Below are 25560 nucleotides of genomic sequence, written 5' to 3'. Positions count from 1 at the left end.
TCAGGATAGCCAAGGGATAGCTGCCAAACGAAATTAACTGCGGCTCAGGACCCGGCGAGCTTCGTTGTAACGTTTTTTCCAGTAAGGCTCGTTCATGCTGGAAATGATAACGCCACTGCTGGTCGAGGCATGTACAAACTGGTTATTGCCGATATAGATACCGACGTGACGGCCTGTGGAGCCCGCACGGAACAGAACCAGATCGCCTGTACGCAGATTAGTGCGCGAAACGGATTTGCCCGTTTCCTGTTGCTCGTAGGTTGAGCGCGGAAGCTCTAAACCAAATTGCTCGCGGAACGTACGCTGTACGAAGCTTGAACAATCAATACCTTTTTTAGTGCTGCCGCCAAGGCGGTAACGCACGCCTTTCCAGTCAGCGTATTGATCCATAATACGTGATTTAACATCGATATTACGTACCATACTTTCAAATTCATCCTGAGAGGCTTGCAGTGAAGAGTTATCTCCATTACCCACAGCATGCGTCTCAGAATGCATATTCTTCGCGGTGTTCGTTGTGCTACATGCAGAAAGCAGAACCGCAACTGCTATCGCGGGAATCCCCCGCAAGATATATCTCAAAATCGGTTGAGATTTGACCATTTTGTTTGTTTTCCCTTGAAGTCCTTAACGATAAATATCGTTATAAAAAATGCCAAACGTGACGAGACTAATTACCAACGCATGATGAGACAATTCTTTAAGGTCAAATCTGTGGCAGAACGCACAAATTTATTCTTATAGTGAATAATTATCCCGCGAGGCAAAACGAGTCTGAGGTTACCCGATCGCTCCGGTCATTGCGAGTGATTTTATGTGATTTCTTATAAGAAAAAGTGATACAGAAAGTGAATAAACTGCATTGGCTAAATTAAGAACAGATAGGGCAAAAAACACGCAATTCATTCATTTTAAACAGGAATAATATGACAGGAGAATGACAGTCAGAATGATAATTTTCCGGCAGATATCATCAGGAAATCAGAAGTATCCCTGATGATGTTAATTACTCTGCGTTATTTGTTTAAAAATTGTTTGTTTTTGCCGGGAAGATAATGGGTAAACAGCATAACCAGGCGATCGCTTAATGGCGTCATTAACCACCAGGGCAAGCCAATCAATACGACGGTCATTGAACCTACTACGATATCTGTGAGCCAATGTGCGCCGATCATTACGCGTGGAAAGGCAAAAACCACAGTGATAATAAGGCCGATGATTCCTGCGACTTTTCCGAAATAACGCAGCATAAATGCGGAAAAAATAAGCAGCATCATGCCGTGATCGCCAGGAAAACTGTCTCTGGACGCATCTTTTGTTGAAATATGCAGCAGCTCGCTGACGCGATTAATATTATCGAATGTGAGAGTGGGGCTGGCGCGCTTAACCGGAATAAGCGCCTGGCCCAGTTGGTTTAATATCACCGCTGTTAGCAGCATCACCAGCCCAATTGCCACAATACGGCGACGGCCTTCCTGCGTTTCTTTTAGCCAAAAACTCAGCATTAATGTACCCATCGCCAATAATGAACAGCCGTCAAATGCCCGGTTATTGGTGATAGCGACGATCCACAGGAAGAGTGGGCTCTCAACTAGCTTATGATTGAAGAAGTGGAAGATGCCCGAATCAAGAGAAAACCAGAACCCATGCCCGTGTGGAAGATACCAGGACAGAAATAGCGCCAGACCAGCAATATTAAGCAGGAGTATGAGTGGGTATCGGGTTTTCATCGTCGTTTACCGTTGCTATAAAACGCAGGCAACCTTACGCGCCAACGTCTAAACGAAGCCTCAACAATGCACTCTGTAATGCATTCCAGTCGGTCTCGGTATCGGAGATGAGTTCAATACGGCTATCAGGAGGGGCGACGTTTTGCGTCTCAATATGCCAGTCTTCACCCTGACGATTGATACGCACCAGCCCCTCTTTAATACGCATCACTCCCTTTACGCGGCCGACAGGGGCGAGACGTGACCATTCCAGCAGGCCGATGGTATCGAACACCGTGTCAGCGTCAAAAATCCAGCCGCAGGCCTGATGCCCCTGACCGCTGTTCAGACTGCGACGCCAGCGTTGCTGCGCAGGCAGGCTTAGTGCTGCCAGCCCTTTTTTATCAGCATGCTGGTGAGTATGTGCCGCGCTGGAGGGAAGCGCCGTCAGATTCAGCCGGGGCAAATCCAGGAGTTGTCCGTCGATTTGTCCATGATCGGCATGAACTAACTGGCGGTTACCGCCGTAGTGCTGCCACCAGGTTTGCAGCGCAATTTCGCTTTCTGTCGTGGCACGATCGGATTTATTGGCAACGATGATATCGGCAGAGGCCAGCTGATCGCGGAAATTCTCATTCGCTACGCTTTTTTCATCCAGCAACAGGCGTGGATCCAGGATACAAAGCGTTGCGCGCAAGTCGATCCACGGTTCGTAAACCGGCGCGGTCAGTAAATCCAGAATCTGTTTGGGATGCCCGAGACCGGTGGGCTCAATCAGCAGCCGATCCGGTTTTCCCTGACGTAACAGCGTATTGAGGCCAACCTGCATGGGCAAACCATTAACGCAGCACATACAGCCGCCGGGGATCTCTTTGAGCATTGCGCCGCTGTCGGCGAGCAGTGCGCCGTCGATACCCACTTCGCCAAACTCATTGACCAGCACAGCCCACTTCTCTGCGGGATCTTTGTTGGCCAATAGATGAAGAATAGAGGTGGTTTTGCCACTGCCGAGAAAACCCGTGATGAGATTGGTTTTAGTCACGTTTACTCCAGAATCATAAATTACCGTAATGGCTGTTAACAATCCTGGCGAAAAACGGGGGAAAAGAGAAGGGCAGAGAGGACGAAGACGAACTTCGTCCTGTTTAATGGCAGAAATCGTTAACTTTTTAACGTCTCGATGACCGCCTGATGTGCACCGTATTGGGCGATACGTTGCCAGGCGCGTTCCACGGTATCGACGAAGTGTGGGTTCTGTGCGAGGTCAGTGGCGAAGATTTCGTGCAGTGAAAGCAGCGCGCTGACGCGTTCTGATTCCGTACTCTGTTCGACGATAGTGCGGATTTTGTCACTCATCGGGTCACGAATATCAATAATTGCACCTGAATCATCAATCCCGCTTACGTAGCGCATCCAGCCCGCAATGCCAAGTGCCAGCAGCGGCCACTCGCTTTGACGTGCTAAATGAACGCGAATCCCGTCCAGCATACGTTGGGGTAATTTTTGGCTGCCATCCATCGCGATTTGCCAGGTTTTGTGTTTCAGCGCCGGATTGGCAAAGCGTTCCAGCAGGCTGTCGGCATACTGGTCTAAATCAACATTGGTGATGCGCAGCGTCGGGGCTTGTTCGCTGAGCATCAGGCGGTGAGCCGCTTCGCGAAATGCGCGGTCCTGCATACAGTCGCTGATATGTTGGAATCCCGCCAGATAACCGAGGTAAGCGAGAAACGAATGACTCCCGTTCAGCATCCGTAGTTTCATTTGCTCCCACGGCAAAACGTCATCAACCATCTGTACACCGGCCGTTTCCCATTGCGGACGGCCGCTGACAAAATGATCTTCAATGACCCACTGAATAAACGGCTCGCAGCTGATTGCGCAAGGGTCTGCCACGCCTAATTCTCGGGCAATTTCATCCAGTGATTCTTCAGTCGCTGCCGGGACAATCCGGTCTACCATGGTTCCCGGGAAACTGACGTGCTCCCGAATCCAGTTAGCCAGTTCAGGTGAGCGTTTCTCCGCCATTCCCAGTACGGCGTTTTTTACCACATGACCATTGTCCGGGATGTTATCACAGGAGAGGACGGTAAACGGTTGCAGTCCACGTTGACGTCGGCGGTGCAGTGCCTCAACAATAATACCCGGTGCAGAGTGGGGCTCATCCGGTACTTGCAGATCGTGAATAATACGCGGGTTAGCGATATCGAGTGACCCGGTGGCAGGATCAATACAGTAGCCTTTTTCCGTAATGGTTAACGAGACAATCGCGACCTGAGGCTCGCAGAATTTTTCGATAATAGCCGCCAGTGAATCCAGCTTTGCATTCAGGCACTCGTTGACGGCCCCGACGATAATCGGCTGGTTGCCGGTCGCACCTTTTTCCAGCACGGTAAATAAATGATCCTGTTCACGTAGCTGGCTCATCAACCGGTCGCCGCTGAACAGGCTGATCTCACAAATCCCCCAGTCTCCGCCCTGCGAATTTAGCACCCGGTCAGTCAATAACGCCTGATGGGCGCGATGAAATGCACCGAAACCAAAATGTACGATCCGCGTTTTTAGCTGTTGGCGATCGTACTGAGGCATCATGACATTTTCCGCAAGAGACGCTGAGGCAATAGTCTTCATTAAATACACCTGATTAACCATTAATTAACAATGGTAGTATAAAGTTATATGACAACAAATTGAATTGGTGTGCCTCATTTATCCGGGTAGTGTGAGCTGGATCAATCAATGATGGGTGATATGTTGATCGTATACCGGATGCCTGTATGGTAGTCGTCATAAAAGTCGTTTAATTTGGTATAACAACTTGTGAGGTGAAGCAATGGAACAAACCTGGCGTTGGTACGGACCAAACGATCCAGTATCGCTTGATGATGTGCGTCAGGCTGGCGCAACGGGTGTTGTGACCGCCTTGCACCATATTCCAAACGGTGAAGTGTGGCCCGTAGAAGAAATTCAAAAGCGCCAGGCGATTCTGGCCGAAAAAGGGCTGACCTGGTCGGTGGTGGAAAGTATCCCCGTCCACGAAGACATCAAAACACAGTCAGGCCAATATCTGACGTGGATTGCAAACTACCAGCAAAGTATTCGTAACCTGGCGACCTGCGGTATTGATACCGTGTGCTACAACTTCATGCCGATCCTGGACTGGACGCGTACCGACCTTGAATATCAGCTACCGGATGGGTCCAAAGCGCTGCGTTTTGACCAGATTGCGTTTGCGGCTTTTGAATTGCACATTCTGCAACGTCCCGGTGCCGAAGCCGATTACACCCCTGAAGAGCAGCGCCAGGCGCTGGATTATTTCAATGCAATGACCGCTGCCAACATTGAAAAGCTGACCCGCAACATTATTGCTGGCCTGCCCGGTGCCGAAGAAGGTTATACGCTGGATCAGTTCCGCGCGCGCCTGGCGGAATATGATGGGATCAGCAAAGACGATCTGCGCAATAACATGGCTGTCTTCCTGCGGGCGATTGTGCCTGTTGCTGAGGAAGTGGGCGTACGTCTGGCAGTGCACCCTGACGATCCGCCACGGCCAATCCTCGGTCTGCCACGTATCGTGTCGACCATTGAAGATATGCAATGGCTGAAAGAAACGGTAGATAGCATCAATAATGGCTTCACCATGTGTACCGGCTCGTACGGTGTGCGCGCCGATAACGATCTGGTAAAAATGATTGAGACCTTTGGCGATCGTATTCACTTCACACACTTGCGTTCAACCTGCCGTGAAGAAAACCCGAAAACCTTCCACGAAGGCGCACACTTGCAGGGCGATGTGGATATGGTATCGGTGGTGGCAGCCATTTTGAGTGAAGAGCAACGCCGTAAGAAAGCGGGTGATTTGCGTCCGATCCCCATGCGCCCGGATCATGGGCATCAGATGCTTGACGATCTGCACAAGAAAACGAATCCGGGCTACTCCGCAATTGGTCGTCTGAAAGGGCTGGCAGAAGTTCGCGGCGTGGAGCTGGCGCTGAAAAAAACGCAGTTCCGCGATCTGCTGTAATTCGCCTCAACACCAGGCGATACATTGCCGGATGGCGCTTGTCCCGCCTCCCGGCAATACTCAGGTGCGTTATTATTGCTGTAATAACGCACACCTCTCCTGCTCCAGTACGTTTAATACCTTTCTAAGGTGCGGCACCTGCAGCCCGCCAAAACCAAAGAACATCACCGCATCGGAATTTTTTTGCCGCCAGGCTGTTTCTGAGCCGTTTTCAATTTCCTGTAATGTATCAAAGCGTACTCCTGCCCGCAGGCAGCGCTGGCGTAGTTGTGCGATGACGTCAGGCGACCAGTTAATGCGCAATGAGAGATGTAACCCTGCCGTGGCACCATCGATCTTGCCTTCAGGGAACAGGGCTGATAAGCCATCACGCAGTAATGCGAGGCGTGCTGCGTAGTTGCAGGCTAGCTTGCCGAGATGGGTATAAAACACCTGGTTTTGCATTAACTCGGCTAAGAACTGCTGCAATAACCACTGGCTACCATTGTTGTTCAGCGCTTTCATATTTTGAACGGCGGGCAGCAGTTCATCAGGGCAAACGAGGTAACCGAGACGTGCCCCCGGTCCCAGCGTTTTTGAGAAGGTCCCCATGTAGATAACCCGGTTGTGGTAATCCATGGCTTTCAGTGCCGGAAGGGGATTCTCACCATACGTAAATACGGCGTCGTAATCGTCTTCAATAATCCAGGCGCCCACTCGCTGTGCCCACGTGAGTAATGACTTACGTCGCTCAAGCGACAGAACACTGCCCATTGGATACTGATGAGCGGGTGTCACATAACAAAGCTGGGTTTCAACCTCGGGTAAATTATCGGTGCACAGCCCGTGATTATCCACGGCAATAGACGTAATATCGGCACCATAATAATTAAACAGATGCCATGCGCCAGAATAACAAGGTGATTCGGCGACCACGTGACATTTTTTATTCTGGCTTAGCGCATGATGGATAATGAATATTTGACTGAGCAGCGATAACCCTTCCTGAATTCCATCAGTAATGATGATGTTTTGTGCGCTGGTATTAATTCCGCGAGATAAATTAAGGTATCTGACAATTTGCTCACGTAATGAAAATAATCCGTTTGGTGAATGATATCGAGTCAGTAGCTGCTCTTTAAGTACGCTGGGGGCATTATTCCATTTACGCCAGCTTGACCAGGGAAATGCATTGGGGTCAGGGACGCCCATCCGGCAATAGCACTCACGCCCCATTTCAGCGTAAACATCGGTAGAAACACCGGCGGGCTTAGGTTTTATCGGCGGTGAGCCCTCCGCAGATGGCACGTGTACCGGGGGGCTACGCATAGGTGCTGTAAATGTGACTTCATAGCCGATACCCTGCCTGCTTTTAATAAAACCGGCCGCCATCAGTTTTTCATATGCCATCACCACCGTGATTTTGGCCACGTTTAACGTCTGCGCCTGCTCGCGGATAGAGGGCAGTTTATCCCCGCAAAGCAAATCGCCTTGCTGAATTGCCTGAAAGTAGAATTGAAAGATCTGCAATTGTAGCGGGGTGCGACTTTCCCTATTGAGAGACAGTGTCGGCATGAGAAAATTCCTTGTTTAGACAATAGCGGCATATTACACGTTGCAGAATATTGCTATTTTGACACGCCTCATAGAGTTAAGGCTGTTCCTATAATCTGAAATCGCTGTCTCTATTTTTGCTTTTTAATATCCCTTAGCGTGATGCTATTAAAAAAATGGAGGCAGGTATGTCGTGGATAAAAAAGAACGCGCTTTGGTGTGCGTTAGGTGGCGCAGTCGTAATGGCCATTGTTATTTGGGGAACATGGCAAGGAGTCCATTACACCAGTACTACGGAGTTTTGTTTATCGTGCCACTCGATGCGCACATCAGGAGAGGAGTATAAAACCAGCGTGCATTTTCGTAATGCCTCTGGCGTGCGAGCGGAGTGTAAGGATTGCCACATTCCCCCAGGAGTCGTCCCGACGCTTGTGCGTAAAACCGAAGCCCTAAACGATCTCTACCACACCTTTATCTCACCTTCTATCGATACCCCAGAAAAGTTCAATGCTAAACGGGCTGAGCTCGCCCAGCGAGAGTGGGCACGGATGAGCGCCAACAATTCGGCAGCCTGTAAATCGTGTCACAGCTATGAAGCGATGGATCATGGAAAACAATCCACCAATGCCGCGGCGCAGATGACGGCGGCTGCAGCGAAGGACAGCAACTGCATTGACTGCCACAAAGGGATCGCGCACCACAAACCGGACATGAGCAATGGCTTTCGCGATCGCTACAAGCAGCTACAACAGCAGGGAGAAAAACCATCAACTGCGACGACGCTGTTTTCGTTAAGCGAAAAAGCACTGACAGCCACGGCGGGGGCACCAGCGGGGAAAGCGCTGTTATTTCCGGCGACCCAGGTCAAGGTGCTGCAAAAAGAGGGGAGCAACGTCCAGTTGGAAGTGACGGGCTGGCGTGAAAGCAAGGGGCGTGGGCGGGTGATCACCCAGTATATGGGCAAACGCGTCTTCTCCGCGGTCCTTGATGCTTCACTGATGGAAAACGTGAAAGTCCTGCAAACCCAGACTGACCCAGGTTCACATCAGGAATGGCAGCAGGTGAGCGTGACCGCATGGACCTCCGCGCAGGGACTCATCGATAGCATTACTCCGGTGTGGGAGTACTCAGAACAGATGCTGCAATCGACGTGTAGCGCCTGTCACAGCACGCCACCGGCTACCCGATACACCGCCAATGGCTGGATTGCCGGACTGAAAGCGATGTCGACGTATTATCGACTCAATCCGGTGGAAGAACGTACGTTGCTGAAATACCTCCAGACCCACGCCAGCGATGTGTCTGAACCCAACAAATAATAAGGATAAGATATGGATATTCATGACTTTAATCCGTCCCGCCGTCGTTTCCTGACCGGAATGCTGGCGGTTGGCGCGGCCAGTGCGCTGGCGCCTAATCCGCTGATCTCAAAAGTATGGGCGGCGGGGGAAAACCCCGAACAATGGATCCAGTCCGGCTCACATTATGGTGCTTTTGAAGCCAAAGTGGTTAACGGCGAGTGGACGGAAACGCGTCCGTTCAAACATGATAAATACCCGTGCGATATGCTCAATGCGGTACGTGAAATCGTCTACAACCCTTCACGGGTTCGCTATCCGATGGTTCGACTGGACTGGTTACGCAAGTGCGAGAAGTCGGATCGTAGCCAGCGGGGAGATAATCGTTTTGTGCGGGTTAGCTGGGATCAGGCGCTGGACCTGTTTTATGAAGAGCTTGAGCGGGTGCAAAAAACCTACGGTTCATCTGGCGTCTTTACCGGGCTGGCAGATTGGCAAATGGTGGGCAAATACCACAAGGCTGGCGGTGCAATGGACAGAGGGCTCGGTTTGCATGGTAGCTATGTGACGACCGTAGGCGACTACTCGGCGGCTGCAGCCCAGGTGATTTTGCCGCATGTCATTGGTTCGCTTGAAGTCTATGAACAGCAAACCTCGCTGCCGCTGGTTATCGAGAACAGCAATACCATCGTATTGTGGGGCTGTGATCCCATTAAGAATTTGCAGATTGAATTTTTGGTTCCCGATCACGACGCGTTTGGCTACTGGCAGCAGATCAAAGAGGCCGTCGCCGAGGGAAAAATGCGCGTCATCAGCGTTGATCCGGTGCGCAGCAAATCGCAAAATTTTCTTGGGTGTGAACAGCTGGCGTTACGACCACAAACCGATGTTGCGTTACTGCTGGCGCTCGCACACACCCTGTATGAAGAAAAACTGTACGACACGGCATTCATTAACGACTACACCGTTGGCTTCGAGCAGTTTTTACCCTACCTGATGGGAGAAACAGACAAGCAACCGAAAAACGCCGAGTGGGCTGCGGAAATCTGTGGGCTGACGGCGGATCAGATCCGTGATTTTGCCCGGCTGCTGGTGAAAGGCCGGACGCAGTTTATGGGCGGCTGGTGCGTACAGCGTATGCACCACGGCGAACAGTATCCCTGGATGTTGGTGGTGCTGGCCAGTATGGTCGGTCAAATTGGGTTACCGGGCGGCGGTGTGGGGTTTGGTTGGCACTACAATGGCGGAGGGACGGTGACGTCAGCCGGGCCGGTACTTTCTGGTCTGGGGAGCATTAACAATCCGCCAGAGGCGAAGTATAAACCGGATTTTCGCGGCGTATCTGAGCATATTCCTACCTCACGTATTGTTGATTGCCTGCTGGAACCGGGCAAAAAAATCGCCTTTAACGGTGAGACGTTAATCTACCCTGACATCAAAATGGCGATCTACAGCGCGGCGAACCCGTTCCACGCCCAGCAGGATCGTAACCGAATGATTGAGGCGTGGAAGAAACTGGAGACCGTGGTGGTGTTAGATCACCAATGGACCGCATCCTGTCGTTTTGCCGATATCGTCCTGCCTGTTACCACACGCTTTGAACGCAACGACATTGAGCAGTTTGGTACCCATTCGAATAAGGGACTGATGGCGCTGCATCAGGTCGTCAAACCGCAATATGAAGCGCGGCATGATTTCGACGTGTTTGCCGGACTCTGTAAACGTTTTGACAAGGAGTCGGTATACCGGGAAAACCGCGATGAAATGCAGTGGGTACAAGCACTCTATGACGAAGGGGTCAAAATGGGTGCCTCGCTCGGTGTTACGTTGCCAGACTTTGACACGTTCTGGAAAGGTGAAGGGTATGTTGAATATCCCGCGGGACAACCGTGGGTGCGTCATGGCGAATTCCGCGATCAGCCCGATCTTAATCCCCTGGGCACACCATCAGGTCTGATTGAAATTTACAGCAAAACGATTGCCGGTTTTCAGTATGACGATTGCCCTGGGCATCCGGTGTGGATGGAGCCGTTTGAACGTAGCCATCAGGGTAGGAAAGACAAATATCCACTGCACCTGCAATCCTGTCACCCGGATAAACGCCTGCACTCCCAGTTGTGCTCAAGTGATGCGTTTCGCAGCACGTATGCGGTAGCGGGAAGAGAACCGCTTTACATCAGTGAGCAAGATGCTGCCGCGCGGGGGTTAAAAGCCGGGGATATTGCGCGGGTCTTTAACGCGCGCGGTCAGGTGTTGGCGGGGGTGGTGATTAGCCCTGATTTTACCCCAGGCGTGATCCGCATTCATGAAGGGGCATGGTATTCCCCACAGGAAGGCGGGAAAGCCGGGACGCTATGTACCTATGGCGATCCTAATGTTCTGAGCGCGGATATTGGTACGTCTCAACTGGCGCAAGGGCCTTCAGCGCATACCGTGCTGGTGGATGTCGAATACTATCAGCAACATGTTCCACCGGTCACGGGATTTGGTGGGCCGGAGATAGTGAAAGAGGAGGGGGACAATGCAGCATAGCCTTATTTTCCAGCAACGCGCCGCGGTCTATCAGTGGTTTTCACAATTGCTGTTTCGTGAGCTGGACCAGAAACAACTCGCTCGTCTTGAAAGCGAGGATACCCGACAGTGGCTGGCGTCGCTGGCGGGTATTCCCGGGCTTTCGTTGGATGTCAAAAAACTGGAGCGTAGCCTGACGCAGGTTCTACGTCGTGAAAGTCGACAACTGGAGCTGGCTGCAGATTTTGCAACATTATTCCTGCTGCCGCCGCCTGGCGGTGTTTCCCCGTATGCGGGACATTATCCGCACACAACAGCGGCCGAAGAACGTCGACAAATGAATGTACTGTTGGTTGAACATGGGCTGGCTGCGCAGGAAAATGAGCCCTCCGATCATATCGCTATACAGCTGGCGTTGATGGCGAGGATGGTGGCCAAAGAGGAAACGCTATCTGCACAATATTACTTTTTGCATCATCACATTATGTGTTGGGTACCCTTGTTCCGTGATAGCTGCCAGCAGCGTGATGAGAAGGGATTTTATGCGCGGGCAATTAGCGTAATTGTGGGTTTTATACGGGAAGATGAACAGTATCTGGAATCACTGTTGATGGATGATTTTTATCTCAGTAGCCAACGTTGAAAATGATAAAGGGACAGCCGGTGCTGTCCCTGATCGTCAATGTGTGGCAGAGGTATTAGTCTGCGCGGCCCATATAACGGCGTTCTTCGATATGAATACGGATTTTCTCACCCGCACTCAGATACTCAGGAACCTGGATAACCAGACCGGTGCTTAGGGTTGCTGGCTTGTTACGCGCACTCGCTGAAGCACCTTTAATACCCGGTGAGGTTTCAACGATTTCCAGGTCTACGGTCTGCGGCAGTTCAAGCGCCAGCAACTGGCCGTCCCAGGTCAGTACCTGCATGTCCGGCATCCCGCCTTCCGGGATGAACAGCAGCTCTTCTTCAATCTGGTCTTTAGTGAAGGTATACGGGGTATAGTCTTCTTTATCCATAAAGACATATTCGTTGCCATCAACGTAGGAGAAATCAACCCCGCGGCGGCTCAGGGTGACGGTATCCACGATATCGTCGCCTTTGAAGCGCTCTTCAACTTTCAGACCGGTACGGACATCAGAAAAACGCATTTTGTACAGCGTAGCTGCACCGCGTGCGGACGGTGATTGAATATCAATATCTTTTACAATCAGCAGTTTGCCGTTGTAGTTCAGTACCATACCTTTTTTAATTTCGTTCGCTCTTGGCATCGAAAAAATCCTGTAGTGAGGAGTGTCTAAAATATCGCGTCAAACTACTCGCGCCGGGGCATTCAGGCAAGCGGAATTCATACTTTTGCTGGTGCAAAAAAGGTGGTATACACTTCGCCCTTCTGGTTACCTCGTTGTTGGCTGTGTGTATGCCGTCTTGAGGCGCGCCGAATGAATTTGTGTATACTGTTCGCTACCTGAACAATCCGATGGTTATGCTAAAGAGAATACTGTATGGAATGCCGTCCGGATTGTGGCGCATGTTGCACTGCGCCTTCTATCTCCAGCCCGATCCCGGGCATGCCTGATGGCAAGCCCGCCAATACGCCCTGCGTTCAGCTAGATGAATCCCTGCGCTGTAAAATTTTTGCGTCTCCGTTGCGCCCCAAAGTGTGTGCCGGTTTGCAACCCAGTGCGGAAATGTGCGGTAAAACGACACACCAGGCCATGCTGTACCTTATTGAGCTGGAAGCGTTGACTGCGCCTTAAACGTCTTTGATGCGCACCAGACACACAACCGTCGCGACGATCATCACCAGCGCAAACCAGAATACGGCGTGGTAATTCCAGATTTCTGCGGCAATACCCGCCAACGATCCGGCAATAATCCAGCCGACGCGGATGGTATTGGTGTACAACGTTGTGGCTGATCCCGCCTGTCCCGGCATCAAATCCTGAAAATAAAGCATGCCAATCCCGCCGAGGATGCCGATGTAAATCGCGTTCAGTAACTGTAAGCCGAGCAAAACCGCCGGTGAATGTGCCAACAGCATGCCTGCATAAAAAAAGAACCCGGCGATGGCGGCGATTCTCATCAACAGACGTTTGCCCAGACGTTTCGCAAAATATCCGGCAATCAGCATGGTTGGGATTTCCAGCCCTGCTGCGGTGCCCATCATGATACCGGCGAGTTTTTCCGGCAGATGCAGTTCGTTGATGATAAACAGCGGCATATTAATGATATAGAGGCTGTTGGTGCCCCACATTAATGTGCAGATAGCAAAAAGCAGCAGCGTATCACGACGATTACGACGTGGAGCCTCAACCGCACCTGTCGCGAGAGGTACGCTTTTGTTCATTGACGGTAAGAAAAACCAGACCATCACGCCGCAGACAATAAATGCCACCGCGGCGCTGAGATACATCACCGTAAAGCTGAACCCCATGGCCAGCGCGTAGGCCAACGGTGGGCCGATCACCCAGGCCAGTGAAACCTGAGCACGTAAAATCGAGCTGAACATGACGGCTTCCCGGCCCGTGCGATCGGCATGTTCACGAGCGAGCGCAAACATTTGCGGGTTGGCGGTGGAGCCAAAGCTACTGAGAAATACGCCGACAAACAGCAAAATAAAATAGTTACGGTTCCAGGCAAACAACACGCAGGCCAGCATACCCAGCGCACAGCAAAAAACGATCAGGTTTTTACGATCGCCTTTTTTGTCAGAGCGTCCGGCCAGAAACTGGCTTACCAAAATGCCGATGACGGCGCTACCGGTAAAAAAGAAACCCACCATTCCCGGGCGTGCATGGACCTCATCGGTCAGAAAAAGGCTGAGCGTGGGCGTCTGTAATGCCCCGGCGATACCCGTGAGAAAAGCGACAAGCAGGAACGCCGAAGACGTTAAATCAAACGCCTTGGGTGTGGCGGCTACGGGGGTGTTATGCATGTTTAGCTATCAGTGGAGTGAAGAGAGGCGGAGTTTACGCTGCTCGCCAGAAAATAAACAGGGCACTAAATCAAAATCGATATGGAAAATCAAAATGTCATTTCAGTCTGAGAAGTCCACATGCTGACGATGCTGAAGTTGGGTAGCTGAACGCGTTTTTGCGTCAGCTTGTTTTAAAGAAACGCCGAGAAAATGTGCGGTACATCTAAATTCAGCAAGTTAATTGTTAACTTTACTTGCGTGCTGAAGCAGAAAGTTCCAGACTCCTTGAAACGTTTCAGCGTCATCTTGCCTTAACTGATGGAGTCGGGTGACGCCTTTTTTCTCATGTTAGCTGAATCGTTTCAATTCAGCAGGAGAGGAGAATCATGTTCCAGTTATCTGTTCAGGATATTCACCCGGGCGAACAGGCCGGGAATAAAGAAGAGGCTATTCGCCAGGTTGCCGCAGCCCTGGTGCAAGCGGGCAACGTTGCGGACGGCTATGTCAATGGCATGCTGGCACGCGAACAACAAACATCGACGTTTCTCGGCAATGGTATTGCCATTCCTCACGGTACGACAGATACACGCGATCAGGTGCTGAAAACCGGGGTGCAGGTGTTTCAGTTTCCGCAGGGTGTGACGTGGGGCGAAGGTCAGGTTGCGTATGTGGCAATCGGCATTGCAGCCAGCTCAGATGAGCACCTTGGGTTGCTGCGTCAACTGACTCATGTATTGAGTGATGACTCGGTTGCGGAACAGCTGAAATCCGCCACCACGGCAGAAGAATTACGTGCATTGCTGATGGGCGAAAAGCAGAGCGAGCAGCTGAAGCTTGATAACGAAACGCTGTCGTTGGACGTCGTCGCCAATTCGCTGGTGACGCTGCAGGCGCTAAACGCCGCACGTCTGAAAGAAGCCGGTGCAGTAGATGCCACCTTTGTGGCCAGAGCGATTAACGAGCAGCCAATGAATCTTGGTCAGGGCATCTGGCTGAATGACTGTGCTGAAGGCAATGTGCGCAGCGCCGTCGCGGTCAGTCGTGCGGCAAGCGCATTTGACGTGCAGGGCGAAGCCGCTGCGCTGCTGGTGACTGTCGCGATGAATGATGACCAGCCCGTTGCGGTGCTGAAGCGTCTTGGCGATCTGTTGCTGAGCAATAAAGCTGACCGTTTGCTGAAGGCGGATGCAGCAACGGTACTGGCGCTGCTGACCAGCGACGATGCATTAACTGATGATGTACTGAGCGCCGAGTTTGTAGTGCGTAATGAGCATGGTTTACACGCCCGTCCGGGCACCATGCTGGTGAATACGATTAAACAATTTAATAGTGAAATAACCGTGACAAATCTTGATGGAACCGGAAAACCGGCAAATGGACGCAGTTTGATGAAAGTGGTGGCATTGGGCGTGAAAAAAGGACACCACCTGCGCTTTACCGCACAGGGTGAAGATGCTGAACAGGCGCTGAAAGCCATTGGCGATGCCATCGCGGCAGGTCTTGGGGAGGGCGCATAATGAGCAGACGTGTTGCAACTATCACCCTGAACCCGGCTTACGATCTGGTCGGTTTTTGCCCGGAAATTGAACGCGGTGAAGTCAATCTGGTTAAAACGACCGGTCTGCATGCGGCAGGAAAAGGGATAAACGTCGCAAAAGTGCTTAAGGACCTGGGGATTGACGTGACGGTCGGCGGCTTTCTGGGTAAGGACAACCAGGAGGGTTTTCAGCAGTTGTTCAGTGAACTGGGCATCGCTAACCGTTTTCAGGTGGTGCAGGGGCGTACCCGTATTAACGTCAAGCTGACTGAAAAAGATGGTGAAGTTTCTGACTTCAATTTTTCCGGCTTTGAAGTCACACCGGCTGACTGGGAACGCTTTGTGAATGACTCACTAAGCTGGCTGGGGCAATTCGATATGGTGTGCGTCAGCGGCAGCTTGCCGACCGGCGTGAGCCCTGAAGCATTCACTGACTGGATGACCCGCCTGCGCAGTCAGTGCCCATGCATTATCTTTGATAGTAGTCGTGAAGCGCTGGTTGCCGGCCTGAAGGCAGCTCCGTGGCTGGTGAAACCAAACCGTCGTGAACTGGAAATCTGGGCTGGCCGTAAGCTGCCAGAAATGAAAGATGTTATCGATGCGGCACATGCTCTGCGTGAGCAAGGCATTGCGCACGTGGTGATTTCACTCGGTGCGGAAGGCGCGTTGTGGGTCAACGCTTCGGGTGAATGGATTGCTAAGCCACCGTCTGTTGAGGTGGTCAGCACTGTAGGTGCGGGTGATTCGATGGTTGGCGGTCTGATTTATGGCTTGCTGATGCGTGAATCCAGCGAACATACCCTGCGTCTGGCGACGGCTGTAGCCGCCCTGGCGGTAAGCCAAAGTAATGTGGGTATTACCGATCGTCCTCAGTTGGCCGCAATGATGGCGCGTGTCGACTTAAAACCGTTTAACTGACAGCAGGAGAGGCATAATGAAAACGCTGCTGATTATTGACGCTAATCTCGGCCAGGCTCGCGCCTATATGGCGAAAACCCTGCTTGGAGCGGCGGCACAGAAAGCGCATCTGGAGATCATCGACAATCCAAATGATGCAGAGCTGGCGATTGTCCTGGGCGATAAGCTGCCTGTCGACAGTTCCCTGAACGGCAAAAAGGTCTGGCTGGGTGACATCGGTCGTGCGGTTGCACATCCCGAGCTTTTTCTCAGTGAAGCAAAAGGCCATGCGCAGCCATATACCGCGCCGGTTGTGGCCACGCCAGTGGCAAGCAATGGTCCAAAACGTGTGGTGGCAGTGACAGCCTGCCCGACAGGCGTCGCACATACGTTTATGGCTGCTGAAGCCATTGAAACCGAAGCGAAAAAACGCGGCTGGTGGGTGAAAGTAGAAACCCGTGGCTCTGTAGGGGCAGGTAATGCCATTACGCCAGAAGAGGTTGCCGAGGCTGATCTGGTGATTGTGGCGGCTGATATTGAGGTTGATCTGGCGAAATTTGCTGGAAAACCGATGTATCGCACGTCTACGGGTCTGGCGCTGAAGAAAACGAAGCAGGAACTGGATAAAGCGCTGGATGAAGCGACCCCGTACCAGCCTGCCGGGAAGAATCAGACTGCGGCCACCGAAGGAAAAAAAGAGGGCGCGGGCGCGTATCGTCACCTGCTGACCGGTGTGTCTTACATGCTGCCGATGGTGGTTGCGGGCGGTCTGTGTATTGCGCTGTCATTCGCCTTTGGTATTGAAGCATTCAAAGAACAGGGTACGCTGGCGGCAGCACTGATGCAGATTGGTGGGGGCTCAGCCTTCGCACTGATGGTGCCCGTTCTGGCAGGTTACATTGCATTTTCTATCGCTGACCGTCCCGGTCTGACGCCGGGTCTTATCGGCGGTATGCTGGCGGTAAGCACCGGTTCTGGCTTTATCGGTGGGATTATCGCCGGTTTCCTTGCCGGTTATGTGGCGAAGCTCATCAGCACGAAGTTGAAACTCCCACAGAGTATGGAAGCGCTGAAACCGATTCTGATTATTCCGCTGCTTTCGAGCCTGGTCGTTGGTCTGGCAATGATTTACCTGATTGGTAAACCCGTTGCGGGCATTCTGGAAGGCCTGACTCACTGGCTGCAAACCATGGGGACGGCGAATGCGGTTCTGCTTGGCGCTATTCTTGGTGGCATGATGTGTACCGACATGGGCGGTCCAGTGAACAAAGCGGCCTACGCTTTTGGGGTGGGGCTGCTGAGTACGCAAACTTATGCACCGATGGCAGCCATTATGGCGGCAGGTATGGTGCCCCCGTTGGCTCTGGGTCTGGCAACGCTGGTTGCGCGTCGTAAGTTCGACAAAGCACAACAAGAAGGTGGCAAAGCGGCGCTGGTTCTGGGGTTGTGCTTTATCACTGAAGGGGCAATTCCGTTCGCGGCACGCGATCCGATGCGTGTTCTGCCATGCTGTATCGTCGGTGGCGCGGTGACGGGAGCAATCTCAATGGCTGTGGGTGCGAAGTTGATGGCGCCACACGGCGGACTGTTTGTACTGCTGATCCCAGGCGCCATTACCCCTGTACTTGGTTACCTGTTGGCGATTGTTGCTGGTACGCTGGTGGCCGGTCTCTCCTACGCGGTGCTGAAGCGCCCGGAAGTGGACGCCGTCGCGAAAGTCGCCTAACTCTACTTTACTTCCCAGGGCAGAGATTCCTCTGCCCTTTTTTATTTTTTGAGCCCGACAGTTGCGGCACCGCCACAATCATCCATCCGGCCTTAACCAAATTCGATAAAGTGCCCTTAAATCAAACTCGTCACGGAAATCGAATATGAAAAAAACGCACATTTTTGCCTCTCTGTCACTCGCTACGCTGTTGCTTACGGGGTGCTCAACCACTTATGTGATGACAACAACATCAGGGGCAACGATAGAGACGCAAGGCAAGCCTGAGCAGGATTCCGGGACAGGACTGACAAAATATGCTGACACCTATGGCTATCACCGCGTGATTAAAAGCAGCGATGTGAAGCAAATAGATAAAGGTAGGACGGTATTGCTATGGTGAGCCAGGTCAGGTAAGTCGCGAAGTATTCAGGGGGCGATATCGCTTTCGGCCCCCTGAATAAAACGGGTCAGGCAATCATTGGCGCGATGATAAAACCAAAGGCTACGCCCGCGATGATCCCGCCAAGTCCTGGCAACATAAACGGATGGTTTAAGACATACTTGCCCACGCGTGTTGTCCCGGTGGTGTCGAACTCCATTGCCGCCAGTGAAGTGGGGTATGTGGGGAGAACAAATACACCAGTCACTGCCACATAGGAAGCCAGAATGGCCCAGGTGGGTACGCCGAGCGCGACGGCAAGCGGGATAATCAGCGGCGTGGTGGCTCCCTGCGAATAGAGCAGCGCGCAGGTCCCAAACAGCACCAGAGCCAACAGCATCGGATAGGCCTGTAGAATATTACCCGCGATGTCTTTAATTTCCGCTAAGTGTGCGTCAATGAATGTGGTTCCCAGCGTAACAATGCCGAGAATGACGGCCAGCGAACTCATCCCTGCTCGAAAAGTGGATGTCAGTACAATGGCATCTGTAGATGTTTTGCACAGCACGACCATCAGGCAAGCGGCAGATAACATGCAGATAATAATAATATCCCGCGTATTCATCGGACTACCGATGTCGAATCCCGGACGTAGCTGCGGGCAGGCGGCAAGGATGACGATGACGATGGTTGCCAGCATAAACAGGGCCACGGAAAGCACGGCACCCGGCGTCGTACTACTCTGGCTTTCATATTTACGGACCAGGCCTTTTTGCAGGCGTTGCAGATACACTTCATCATCCTGTAGCTCGCACCCCTGGCGTGAAGCGATTAATGCGGCCACCATGGCGGCAACGAACGAGGCGGGCAGGCATACCGCCATGACCTGTATAAAGCTGACGCCGTTTCCTTCCATGATGGTTAACATTGCGGCCATCGCAGCACTGATCGGCGAGCCGGATATGGCCACCTGGGAGGCGACGACGGAGCCTGCGAGCGTGCGTGAGGGGCGGATACCGGATTCTTTTGCGACTTCGGCAATGACCGGTAGGGTAGAAAAAACAATAAACCCGGTCCCCGCCATAATGGTCATCGACCAGGTGATGATCGGCGCAATAATATTGATATATTTAGGGTTACGCCGCATGAAATTACCGGCAACGCGAACCAGATAATCCATACCCCCGGCGGCCTGTAGCGCCGATGCTGCCACGACAACCGTCATAATAATGAGAATAACGTCAACGGGCGGCGAACCAATTCTCAGCCCAAATCCCAGCGTTAATATAGCCAGCCCCAGCCCGCCACATAAACCGATACCAATTCCGCCGAGGCGGATGCCAAAAAATATTGCGCCCAATACTACGATAATTTCCAGCCAAATCATAATGGCCTCCGCCAGAGAATAATTCGTTATTAAAATGGGTGTTTATGTAATACAATAATTAACCAGGCATAGATTTTCATTGCACCAAAAGGTGATTTTTACCCACGCGTTTCTCGTACCATTTAATACCGGCGCGAACCAACGAACCGGTTGAGTCAATATATTTTTCAGGTGACGTTTTGACAGCCTCAGCAAGGATGACGGGAACCTCAGTACATCCCAGTACGATAACTTGTGCGCCGCGAGAGAAGAGTGCCTGAGCCTGTTCATTCATCAGCATTTGTGCCCGCTTAGCATCACCGGCTTTTAAGCAATAGATGCTTTCCATCACTTTTTCCTGACTGGCCGAGTCAGGACTGATGCAGGTTAGCCCAAGAGATTCAATGCCTTTTTGATAGAGACCCATGTACAACGTGGCGTTGGTGGCGAGCAGTCCAATACGTGATTTTCCGCAGTTCTTGACCTCGTTGATGGTCGTTTCAACGATACTGAGCAGCTCTGTGTGACAGCACTCTTTTAATTCATTAAACCAAAAGTGGGCGGTATTACAGGGGATCACAATACACTCAGCGCCAGCATCTTCGAGTTTATGCATATAATCGCGCATTGCCGGGAGCGGGGAATTACCATGATGCATTAACGCGTCAGTTCGGTCAGGAATGTCAGGAATAGATGAAATAATTAATGGGATATGTTCCTGGTCACGTTGTGCCGCGGTAAAGGTGACGAATTTATTAAAGAGATCGACTGTTGCCGCTGGCCCCATACCACCAAGTACGCCAATTAAACCTTTCACGATATATACCTCAATTCACCGATGATTAATATTCAGAGCTACGTTGTATCTGCTGGTAATGTTTAACAGCAGTGAGGCGTGAGGAGAAATGCAATAATGTTTTGTTCAATGCAAAAACCGCATGGATGTGGCTTCGTTTGTCATCTCATCAGGCCGGTATTCATCCTGAGGTCCGACAATACGCGGCAGGCGAGCGGTTGTGGCCGAGTGGGAGGGAGGTATGGTAATGTTAAAAACGAAGGCTTGATGCAAAAAACGAATCACCAGGTGGCGATGATGAATTTCATCTCTGGAAATATTCAGGCATGATGCTTAAAGCCAATTGGCATATTTAAACATCCGCGTGACGGGCATGAAAAATATTGAGACAAAATGGTTATATGATTTCCTGACGCTGGAAGCGTGTCGTCATTTTTCCCAGGCGGCTGAGGAACGCAATATATCGCAACCGGCATTTAGCCGGCGGATCAAGGCGCTCGAATCAGCCGTGGGGGTACAGCTTTTTGATCGCACGACGAGTCCACTGCAACTCACGGAGGAGGGTAAGTTATTCCATTCACAAACCCGTAGCCTGCTGCAACAGCTGGAATGCAATCTGGATGAGCTAAGTGGGCACAACCTGCTTGGGGTACCTAATATCAAAATAGCGGCGGCACATTCTCTGTCATTGACTATGTTGCCCCGATTAGTGCACTCAATGGCGGCCTGGGGGGAAGAGTTTGTTTATCACGTCGAGGCGATTGATGTGGTGCAAGCGGTGAATACCCTACGTGAAGGGAAAAGTGATTTTATTATCTCCTTTCGGGATGAAGACTTAATGCAGTCACCTTTCTGTGGTTTGAAGGTTTTTGAGTCTGAGCTGTATCCCGTCTGTGCGGCTGACGCGCAGGGGAAGGCGTTGTTTGATATCTATCAGCCTCAGGTGCCGATCCTGAACTATACCAGCACATCCTACATGGGAAGATTGGTAAACCGTCATCTGGCGGAAGTAGGGGGCATTTCTGCTCGTACACTGTTTATGTCTTCGATGAGTGAGTTATTGAAAAATATGGCATTAGATGGGCATGGTATCGCCTGGCTACCGGCGTGGACTATCGTAAACGAACTGCGTGACAAGCGACTGGTTTGTCTGCAGACGCCGGAACTGATGGTGCCTATTCAGGCCTATATTTACCGGATGGATACCCGCCTGAATAAAACGGCTGAGCACTTCTGGCGGATTTTGTACAACCACATGCCGGAGGATCTGGTTTCGCTCAGTTAATACACGCAGTCCGCCTGGCGCATCTGAAAAACCTCCGGTTATCCGGAGGTTTTTTTTCTGACTTGCTCAATTTGCGTTCTACCTCTCATTTTTTCGCACCCTTGCAAACTGTATCTATAAAAAATTGTGATTCTGTTCATATCTATTTGTTTTAGATCTTGCGGATGGATTTACTTTACAAAAAACCTGGCTAACATGAACACATGTTTGATAGTGAACATGTGCTCTAATAATCTTTGGTGTGGTAAGGGTTATTTCTGACGAACTCATTAGTGGTAATTATATTGCCAGGGGGCGTGCTATGCGTGAAAAGGAATACATAGTAACCATTGGCTCGGCCAATATGGATGTCGCCGGGTATTCGCATGCTTCTCTTAATTATGCGGACTCGAATCCGGGGAAAATAAAATTTACGCCAGGCGGCGTGGGACGCAATATCGCTCATAATTTGGCGCTACTGGGGAAAAATTCATGGTTACTGACTGCCGTTGGTAACGATTTCTATGGGCAATCACTGCTGGCGCAAACTAATCAATCTGGTGTTCATGTCGAAAAATGCCTGATTGTTGCTGGAGAAAATACATCAAGCTATTTGTCGCTGCTTGATAATACCGGTGAGATGCTGGTTGCCATTAATGATATGAGTATTACCGACCACATTTCAGCGGATTTTTTATCGCAACATCGTGATTTTATTCGTGCAGCAAAAGTCATTGTCGCTGATTGTAATATCAGTGAAGACGCGCTGACATGGGTGTTGGAAAATGCGGGTGAGGTACCGGTGTTTGTTGACCCGGTATCGGCATGGAAGTGCGTTAAAATTCGCGAGCAGCTCGGCAAAATCCATACCTTAAAACCTAATCGACTTGAAGCTGAAACCCTGAGTGGTATTGCCCTCTCCGGGCGAGAGGATGTTGGCAAAGTTGCCACGTGGTTTCATGAACGCGGCCTAAACCGCCTGGTGCTCAGCATGGGGGGAGACGGTGTTTATTATAGTGATATCTCGGGGAGTAGCGGCTGGTCGCTGCCCATTAAAACTCACGTCATTAATGTCACGGGGGCGGGTGACGCCATGATGGCGGGACTGGCGTCCTGCTGGGTAGACGGTTTGCCCTTTATTGATTCGGTTCGATTTGCGCAGGGTTGCTCATCGATGGCACTGGCCTGTGAATATACCAATAACCCTGATTTGTCTGTTGCGAATGTTAGCTCATTAGTGGAGAACACAGAATGTCTGAATTAACTCTTTCCTCTGAATTATTACAAATATCTCCAGAAGTTCAGGACGCATTAAACAGTAAAAAACCCATTGTTGCACTTGAATCAACCATTATTTCCCATGGCATGCCATTTCCACAGAATGCGCAGACAGCAATTGAAGTAGAAGAAACTATTCGCAAACATGGTGCTGTGCCTGCAACCATTGCCATTATTGGTGGGGTAATGAAAGTGGGCTTGAGTAAAGACGAAATTGAGCTTTTAGGACGTGAAGGGCATAACGTTGCTAAAGTTAGCCGTCGAGATTTACCGTTTGTTGTCGCCGCGGGGAAAAATGGCGCGACTACCGTTGCCTCTACCATGATTATTGCCGCTATGGCGGGAATTAAAGTATTTGCAACCGGTGGTATCGGCGGTGTTCACCGCGGGGCTGAGCATACATTTGATATTTCTGCGGATCTGCAAGAACTGGCACATACCAATGTCACGGTTATTTGCGCAGGGGCAAAATCTATTCTCGATCTTGGATTAACAACCGAATATTTAGAAACCTTCGGTGTGCCGCTCATTGGTTATCAGACAACCTCACTGCCAGCATTTTTCTGCCGCACCAGTCCGTTTGACGTCAGTATTCGTCTGGACAGCGCAAAAGACATTGCCCGTGCGATGGCGGTGAAATGGCAAACCGGCCTGAACGGTGGCCTGGTTGTCGCAAACCCCATCCCTGAACAGTTCGCAATGGCAGAAGAAAAAATTAATGCGGCAATCGATCGGGCAGTGAAAGAAGCTGAAGAGCAGGGCGTTGTGGGCAAAGATAGTACGCCGTTCCTGCTGGCACGGGTTGCGGAACTGACCGGAGGCGACAGTCTGAAATCTAACATTCAGTTGGTGTTCAACAACGCCGTACTGGCTTGCGAGATTGCGAAGGAATACCAACGCCTCGCCTGACCGAATTTACCGGGCAGAAAGCGGTCGCCCGTGAATATCAAACCTACCAAAACCTGGCGTTAGCGCCGGGTTTCCTGGCATGAAGGGATTTCATTATGGATATAATGAGAAGTGTTGTGGGTATGGTGGTATTACTGGCCATCGCGTTTCTGCTGTCAGTAAATAAAAAACGGATTAGTCTGCGTACCGTTGGCGCCGCGTTGGTTTTGCAAATCGCCATTGGCGGTATCATGTTGTATTTCCCTCCGGGGAAATGGCTGGTTGAACAGGCGGCACTCGGCGTCCACAAGGTCATGTCATATAGCGATGCGGGAAGTGCATTTATTTTCGGCTCGTTGGTCGGTCCTAAAATGGATGTGCTGTTTGACGGTGCCGGTTTTATCTTTGCCTTCAGGGTACTCCCCGCGATCATTTTTGTTACCGCGCTGATAAGCCTGCTTTACTACATTGGCGTAATGGGACTGTTGATCCGTATTCTCGGTGGTATTTTCCAGAAAGCGCTGAACATCAGCAAAATCGAATCGTTTGTCGCGGTGACGACAATTTTTCTCGGGCAAAACGAAATTCCGGCAATCGTGAAACCCTTTATTGATCGCCTGAATCGCAATGAGCTGTTTACTGCAATTTGTAGCGGGATGGCGTCTATTGCGGGTTCAATGATGATTGGTTATGCCGGAATGGGTGTACCCATCGATTATTTGTTGGCGGCATCGTTGATGGCAATTCCTGGCGGAATTTTGTTCGCGCGTATGTTGAGCCCGGCAACAGAAGAGTCTCGCGTCACCTTCGAGAACCTGTCGTTTACTGAGACACCACCGAAAAGCATCATCGAAGCGGCGGCCAGTGGGGCGATGACCGGGCTGAAGATTGCCGCAGGCGTTGCGACGGTGGTAATGGCATTTGTCGCCATTATTGCGTTAATTAACGGCATTATTGGCGGCGTTGGCGGTTGGTTTGGTTTCGGTCACGCGACCCTGGAAGGGATTTTTGGCTATATCCTGGCTCCGCTGGCGTGGATTATGGGGGTGGACTGGAGCGATGCAACGCTGGCGGGGAGCCTGATCGGGCAGAAGCTGGCGATTAATGAGTTTGTCGCTTATCTCAACTTCTCGCCGTACCTGCAAACCGGTGGGACGTTGGATGTGAAGACCATTGCGATTATTTCCTTTGCGCTGTGCGGTTTTGCAAACTTTGGTTCGATTGGTGTCGTCGTCGGGGCGTTTTCAGCCATTGCGCCGCAGCGCGCACCGGAAATCGCACAGCTTGGGATGAGAGCACTGGCTGCGGCAACGCTTTCTAACCTGATGAGCGCCACAATAGCCGGTTTCTTTATTGGTTTAGCGTAGCCGGATGTCTTGCCGGATGGCGGCTGACGCCTTATCCAGCCTACGAGGAAGTGCTGTTGTTTGTAGGCCGGATAAGCGTAGCGCCATC

Annotated in this window: 22 protein-coding genes; 13 read left to right on the top strand and 9 right to left on the bottom strand. The window is 51.3% G+C overall.

Annotated features, from left to right (window positions below; all coding sequences use genetic code 11):
• Nucleotides 1-33: 33 nt before the first annotated feature.
• The 4 genes from mepS to FDX19_RS20015 all read right to left on the bottom strand — a co-directional run bounded on the left by mepS (nt 34) and on the right by FDX19_RS20015 (nt 4337).
• A complete protein-coding gene (gene mepS, locus FDX19_RS20030; RefSeq protein ID WP_121584825.1) occupies nt 34-603 on the bottom strand; it encodes a bifunctional murein DD-endopeptidase/murein LD-carboxypeptidase in 570 nt (189 codons plus the stop codon).
• A gap of 413 nt (nt 604-1016) precedes the next feature.
• Nucleotides 1017-1730 carry a phosphatase PAP2 family protein gene (locus FDX19_RS20025; protein WP_121584824.1) on the bottom strand — a complete coding sequence of 238 codons (714 nt, stop codon included), beginning with the start codon at nt 1728-1730 and terminating at the stop codon, nt 1017-1019.
• A gap of 34 nt (nt 1731-1764) precedes the next feature.
• Entirely contained in the window at nt 1765-2751 is a 987-nt protein-coding gene (locus FDX19_RS20020; protein ID WP_137384087.1) for a GTP-binding protein, read from the bottom strand.
• 119 nt (nt 2752-2870) lie between these two features.
• The gene (locus tag FDX19_RS20015) at nt 2871-4337 is read right to left on the bottom strand and encodes a mannitol dehydrogenase family protein (RefSeq protein ID WP_137384086.1); all 1467 of its coding nucleotides are present in this window, start codon (nt 4335-4337) and stop codon (nt 2871-2873) included.
• A gap of 202 nt (nt 4338-4539) precedes the next feature.
• Between FDX19_RS20015 and uxuA the strand changes: the two genes are divergently transcribed.
• A complete protein-coding gene (uxuA, locus tag FDX19_RS20010) occupies nt 4540-5730 on the top strand; it encodes a mannonate dehydratase (protein ID WP_121584821.1) in 1191 nt (396 codons plus the stop codon).
• A 72-nt stretch (nt 5731-5802) separates the two neighbouring features.
• Here the strand turns inward: uxuA and FDX19_RS20005 are convergent, their stop codons facing one another.
• Complete coding sequence (locus FDX19_RS20005; protein ID WP_137384085.1) at nt 5803-7284, bottom strand: PLP-dependent aminotransferase family protein; 1482 nt, start codon at nt 7282-7284, stop codon at nt 5803-5805.
• A 167-nt stretch (nt 7285-7451) separates the two neighbouring features.
• Between FDX19_RS20005 and torC the strand changes: the two genes are divergently transcribed.
• Genes torC through torD form a run of 3 tightly spaced genes read left to right on the top strand, consistent with a single transcriptional unit; the run spans nt 7452 to nt 11715 of the window.
• The gene (gene torC, locus FDX19_RS20000; protein ID WP_137384084.1) at nt 7452-8582 is read left to right on the top strand and encodes a pentaheme c-type cytochrome TorC; all 1131 of its coding nucleotides are present in this window, start codon (nt 7452-7454) and stop codon (nt 8580-8582) included.
• A gap of 12 nt (nt 8583-8594) precedes the next feature.
• Entirely contained in the window at nt 8595-11093 is a 2499-nt protein-coding gene (torA, locus tag FDX19_RS19995) for a trimethylamine-N-oxide reductase TorA (protein ID WP_137384083.1), read from the top strand.
• A complete protein-coding gene (torD, locus tag FDX19_RS19990; RefSeq protein WP_137384082.1) occupies nt 11083-11715 on the top strand; it encodes a molecular chaperone TorD in 633 nt (210 codons plus the stop codon). The genes torA and torD overlap by 11 nt, the downstream gene beginning before the upstream one ends.
• 55 nt (nt 11716-11770) lie before the next feature.
• Here torD and yeiP read toward each other — a convergent pair whose 3' ends face one another.
• Nucleotides 11771-12343 carry an elongation factor P-like protein YeiP gene (gene yeiP, locus FDX19_RS19985; protein WP_005129255.1) on the bottom strand — a complete coding sequence of 191 codons (573 nt, stop codon included), beginning with the start codon at nt 12341-12343 and terminating at the stop codon, nt 11771-11773.
• 234 nt (nt 12344-12577) lie between these two features.
• Between yeiP and FDX19_RS19980 the strand changes: the two genes are divergently transcribed.
• Nucleotides 12578-12832 carry a YkgJ family cysteine cluster protein gene (locus FDX19_RS19980; RefSeq protein WP_005129254.1) on the top strand — a complete coding sequence of 85 codons (255 nt, stop codon included), beginning with the start codon at nt 12578-12580 and terminating at the stop codon, nt 12830-12832.
• Here the strand turns inward: FDX19_RS19980 and setB are convergent.
• Nucleotides 12829-14010 (bottom strand): sugar efflux transporter SetB, encoded by a 1182-nt coding sequence (gene setB / locus FDX19_RS19975; RefSeq protein ID WP_137384081.1) that lies wholly within the window; start codon nt 14008-14010, stop codon nt 12829-12831. The genes FDX19_RS19980 and setB overlap by 4 nt on opposite strands.
• Nucleotides 14011-14378: 368 nt before the next feature.
• Here setB and fruB point away from each other — a divergent pair, with 368 nt between their 5' ends.
• The 4 genes from fruB to FDX19_RS19955 all read left to right on the top strand — a co-directional run bounded on the left by fruB (nt 14379) and on the right by FDX19_RS19955 (nt 18534).
• Nucleotides 14379-15509, top strand: a complete 1131-nt coding sequence (gene fruB, locus FDX19_RS19970) for a fused PTS fructose transporter subunit IIA/HPr protein (protein ID WP_137384080.1) — start codon at nt 14379-14381, stop codon at nt 15507-15509.
• A complete protein-coding gene (fruK, locus tag FDX19_RS19965; protein WP_137384079.1) occupies nt 15509-16447 on the top strand; it encodes a 1-phosphofructokinase in 939 nt (312 codons plus the stop codon). Before fruB ends, fruK begins: the two co-directional genes overlap by 1 nt.
• Before the next feature lie 16 nt (nt 16448-16463).
• Nucleotides 16464-18152, top strand: coding sequence for a PTS fructose transporter subunit IIBC (gene fruA, locus FDX19_RS19960; RefSeq protein WP_137384078.1), 1689 nt, complete (start codon nt 16464-16466; stop codon nt 18150-18152).
• A gap of 145 nt (nt 18153-18297) precedes the next feature.
• Entirely contained in the window at nt 18298-18534 is a 237-nt protein-coding gene (locus FDX19_RS19955) for a YgdI/YgdR family lipoprotein (protein WP_137384077.1), read from the top strand.
• 67 nt (nt 18535-18601) lie between these two features.
• Here FDX19_RS19955 and FDX19_RS19950 read toward each other — a convergent pair whose 3' ends face one another.
• On the bottom strand, nt 18602-19900 hold the full coding sequence (locus FDX19_RS19950) for an anaerobic C4-dicarboxylate transporter (RefSeq protein ID WP_137384076.1): 1299 nt from the start codon (nt 19898-19900) through the stop codon (nt 18602-18604).
• A gap of 76 nt (nt 19901-19976) precedes the next feature.
• Nucleotides 19977-20696, bottom strand: coding sequence for an aspartate/glutamate racemase family protein (locus FDX19_RS19945; protein WP_137384075.1), 720 nt, complete (start codon nt 20694-20696; stop codon nt 19977-19979).
• Nucleotides 20697-21048: 352 nt separating this feature from the next.
• Here FDX19_RS19945 and hypT point away from each other — a divergent pair, with 352 nt between their 5' ends.
• From hypT to FDX19_RS19925, 4 genes are all read left to right on the top strand, one after another.
• Nucleotides 21049-21960, top strand: a complete 912-nt coding sequence (gene hypT, locus FDX19_RS19940) for a hypochlorite stress DNA-binding transcriptional regulator HypT (RefSeq protein ID WP_061068168.1) — start codon at nt 21049-21051, stop codon at nt 21958-21960.
• Nucleotides 21961-22261: 301 nt separating this feature from the next.
• A complete protein-coding gene (locus tag FDX19_RS19935; RefSeq protein ID WP_137384074.1) occupies nt 22262-23203 on the top strand; it encodes a pseudouridine kinase in 942 nt (313 codons plus the stop codon).
• Nucleotides 23191-24126, top strand: coding sequence for a pseudouridine-5'-phosphate glycosidase (locus FDX19_RS19930; protein ID WP_137384073.1), 936 nt, complete (start codon nt 23191-23193; stop codon nt 24124-24126). The genes FDX19_RS19935 and FDX19_RS19930 overlap by 13 nt, the downstream gene beginning before the upstream one ends.
• A gap of 95 nt (nt 24127-24221) precedes the next feature.
• Entirely contained in the window at nt 24222-25472 is a 1251-nt protein-coding gene (locus FDX19_RS19925; protein ID WP_040230612.1) for a NupC/NupG family nucleoside CNT transporter, read from the top strand.
• Nucleotides 25473-25560 lie beyond the last annotated feature (88 nt).

Source organism: Citrobacter sp. wls619, from assembly GCF_005281345.1.
Lineage (GTDB): Bacteria > Pseudomonadota > Gammaproteobacteria > Enterobacterales > Enterobacteriaceae > Citrobacter.
This window is presented reverse-complemented; position numbering and strand designations above follow the sequence as displayed.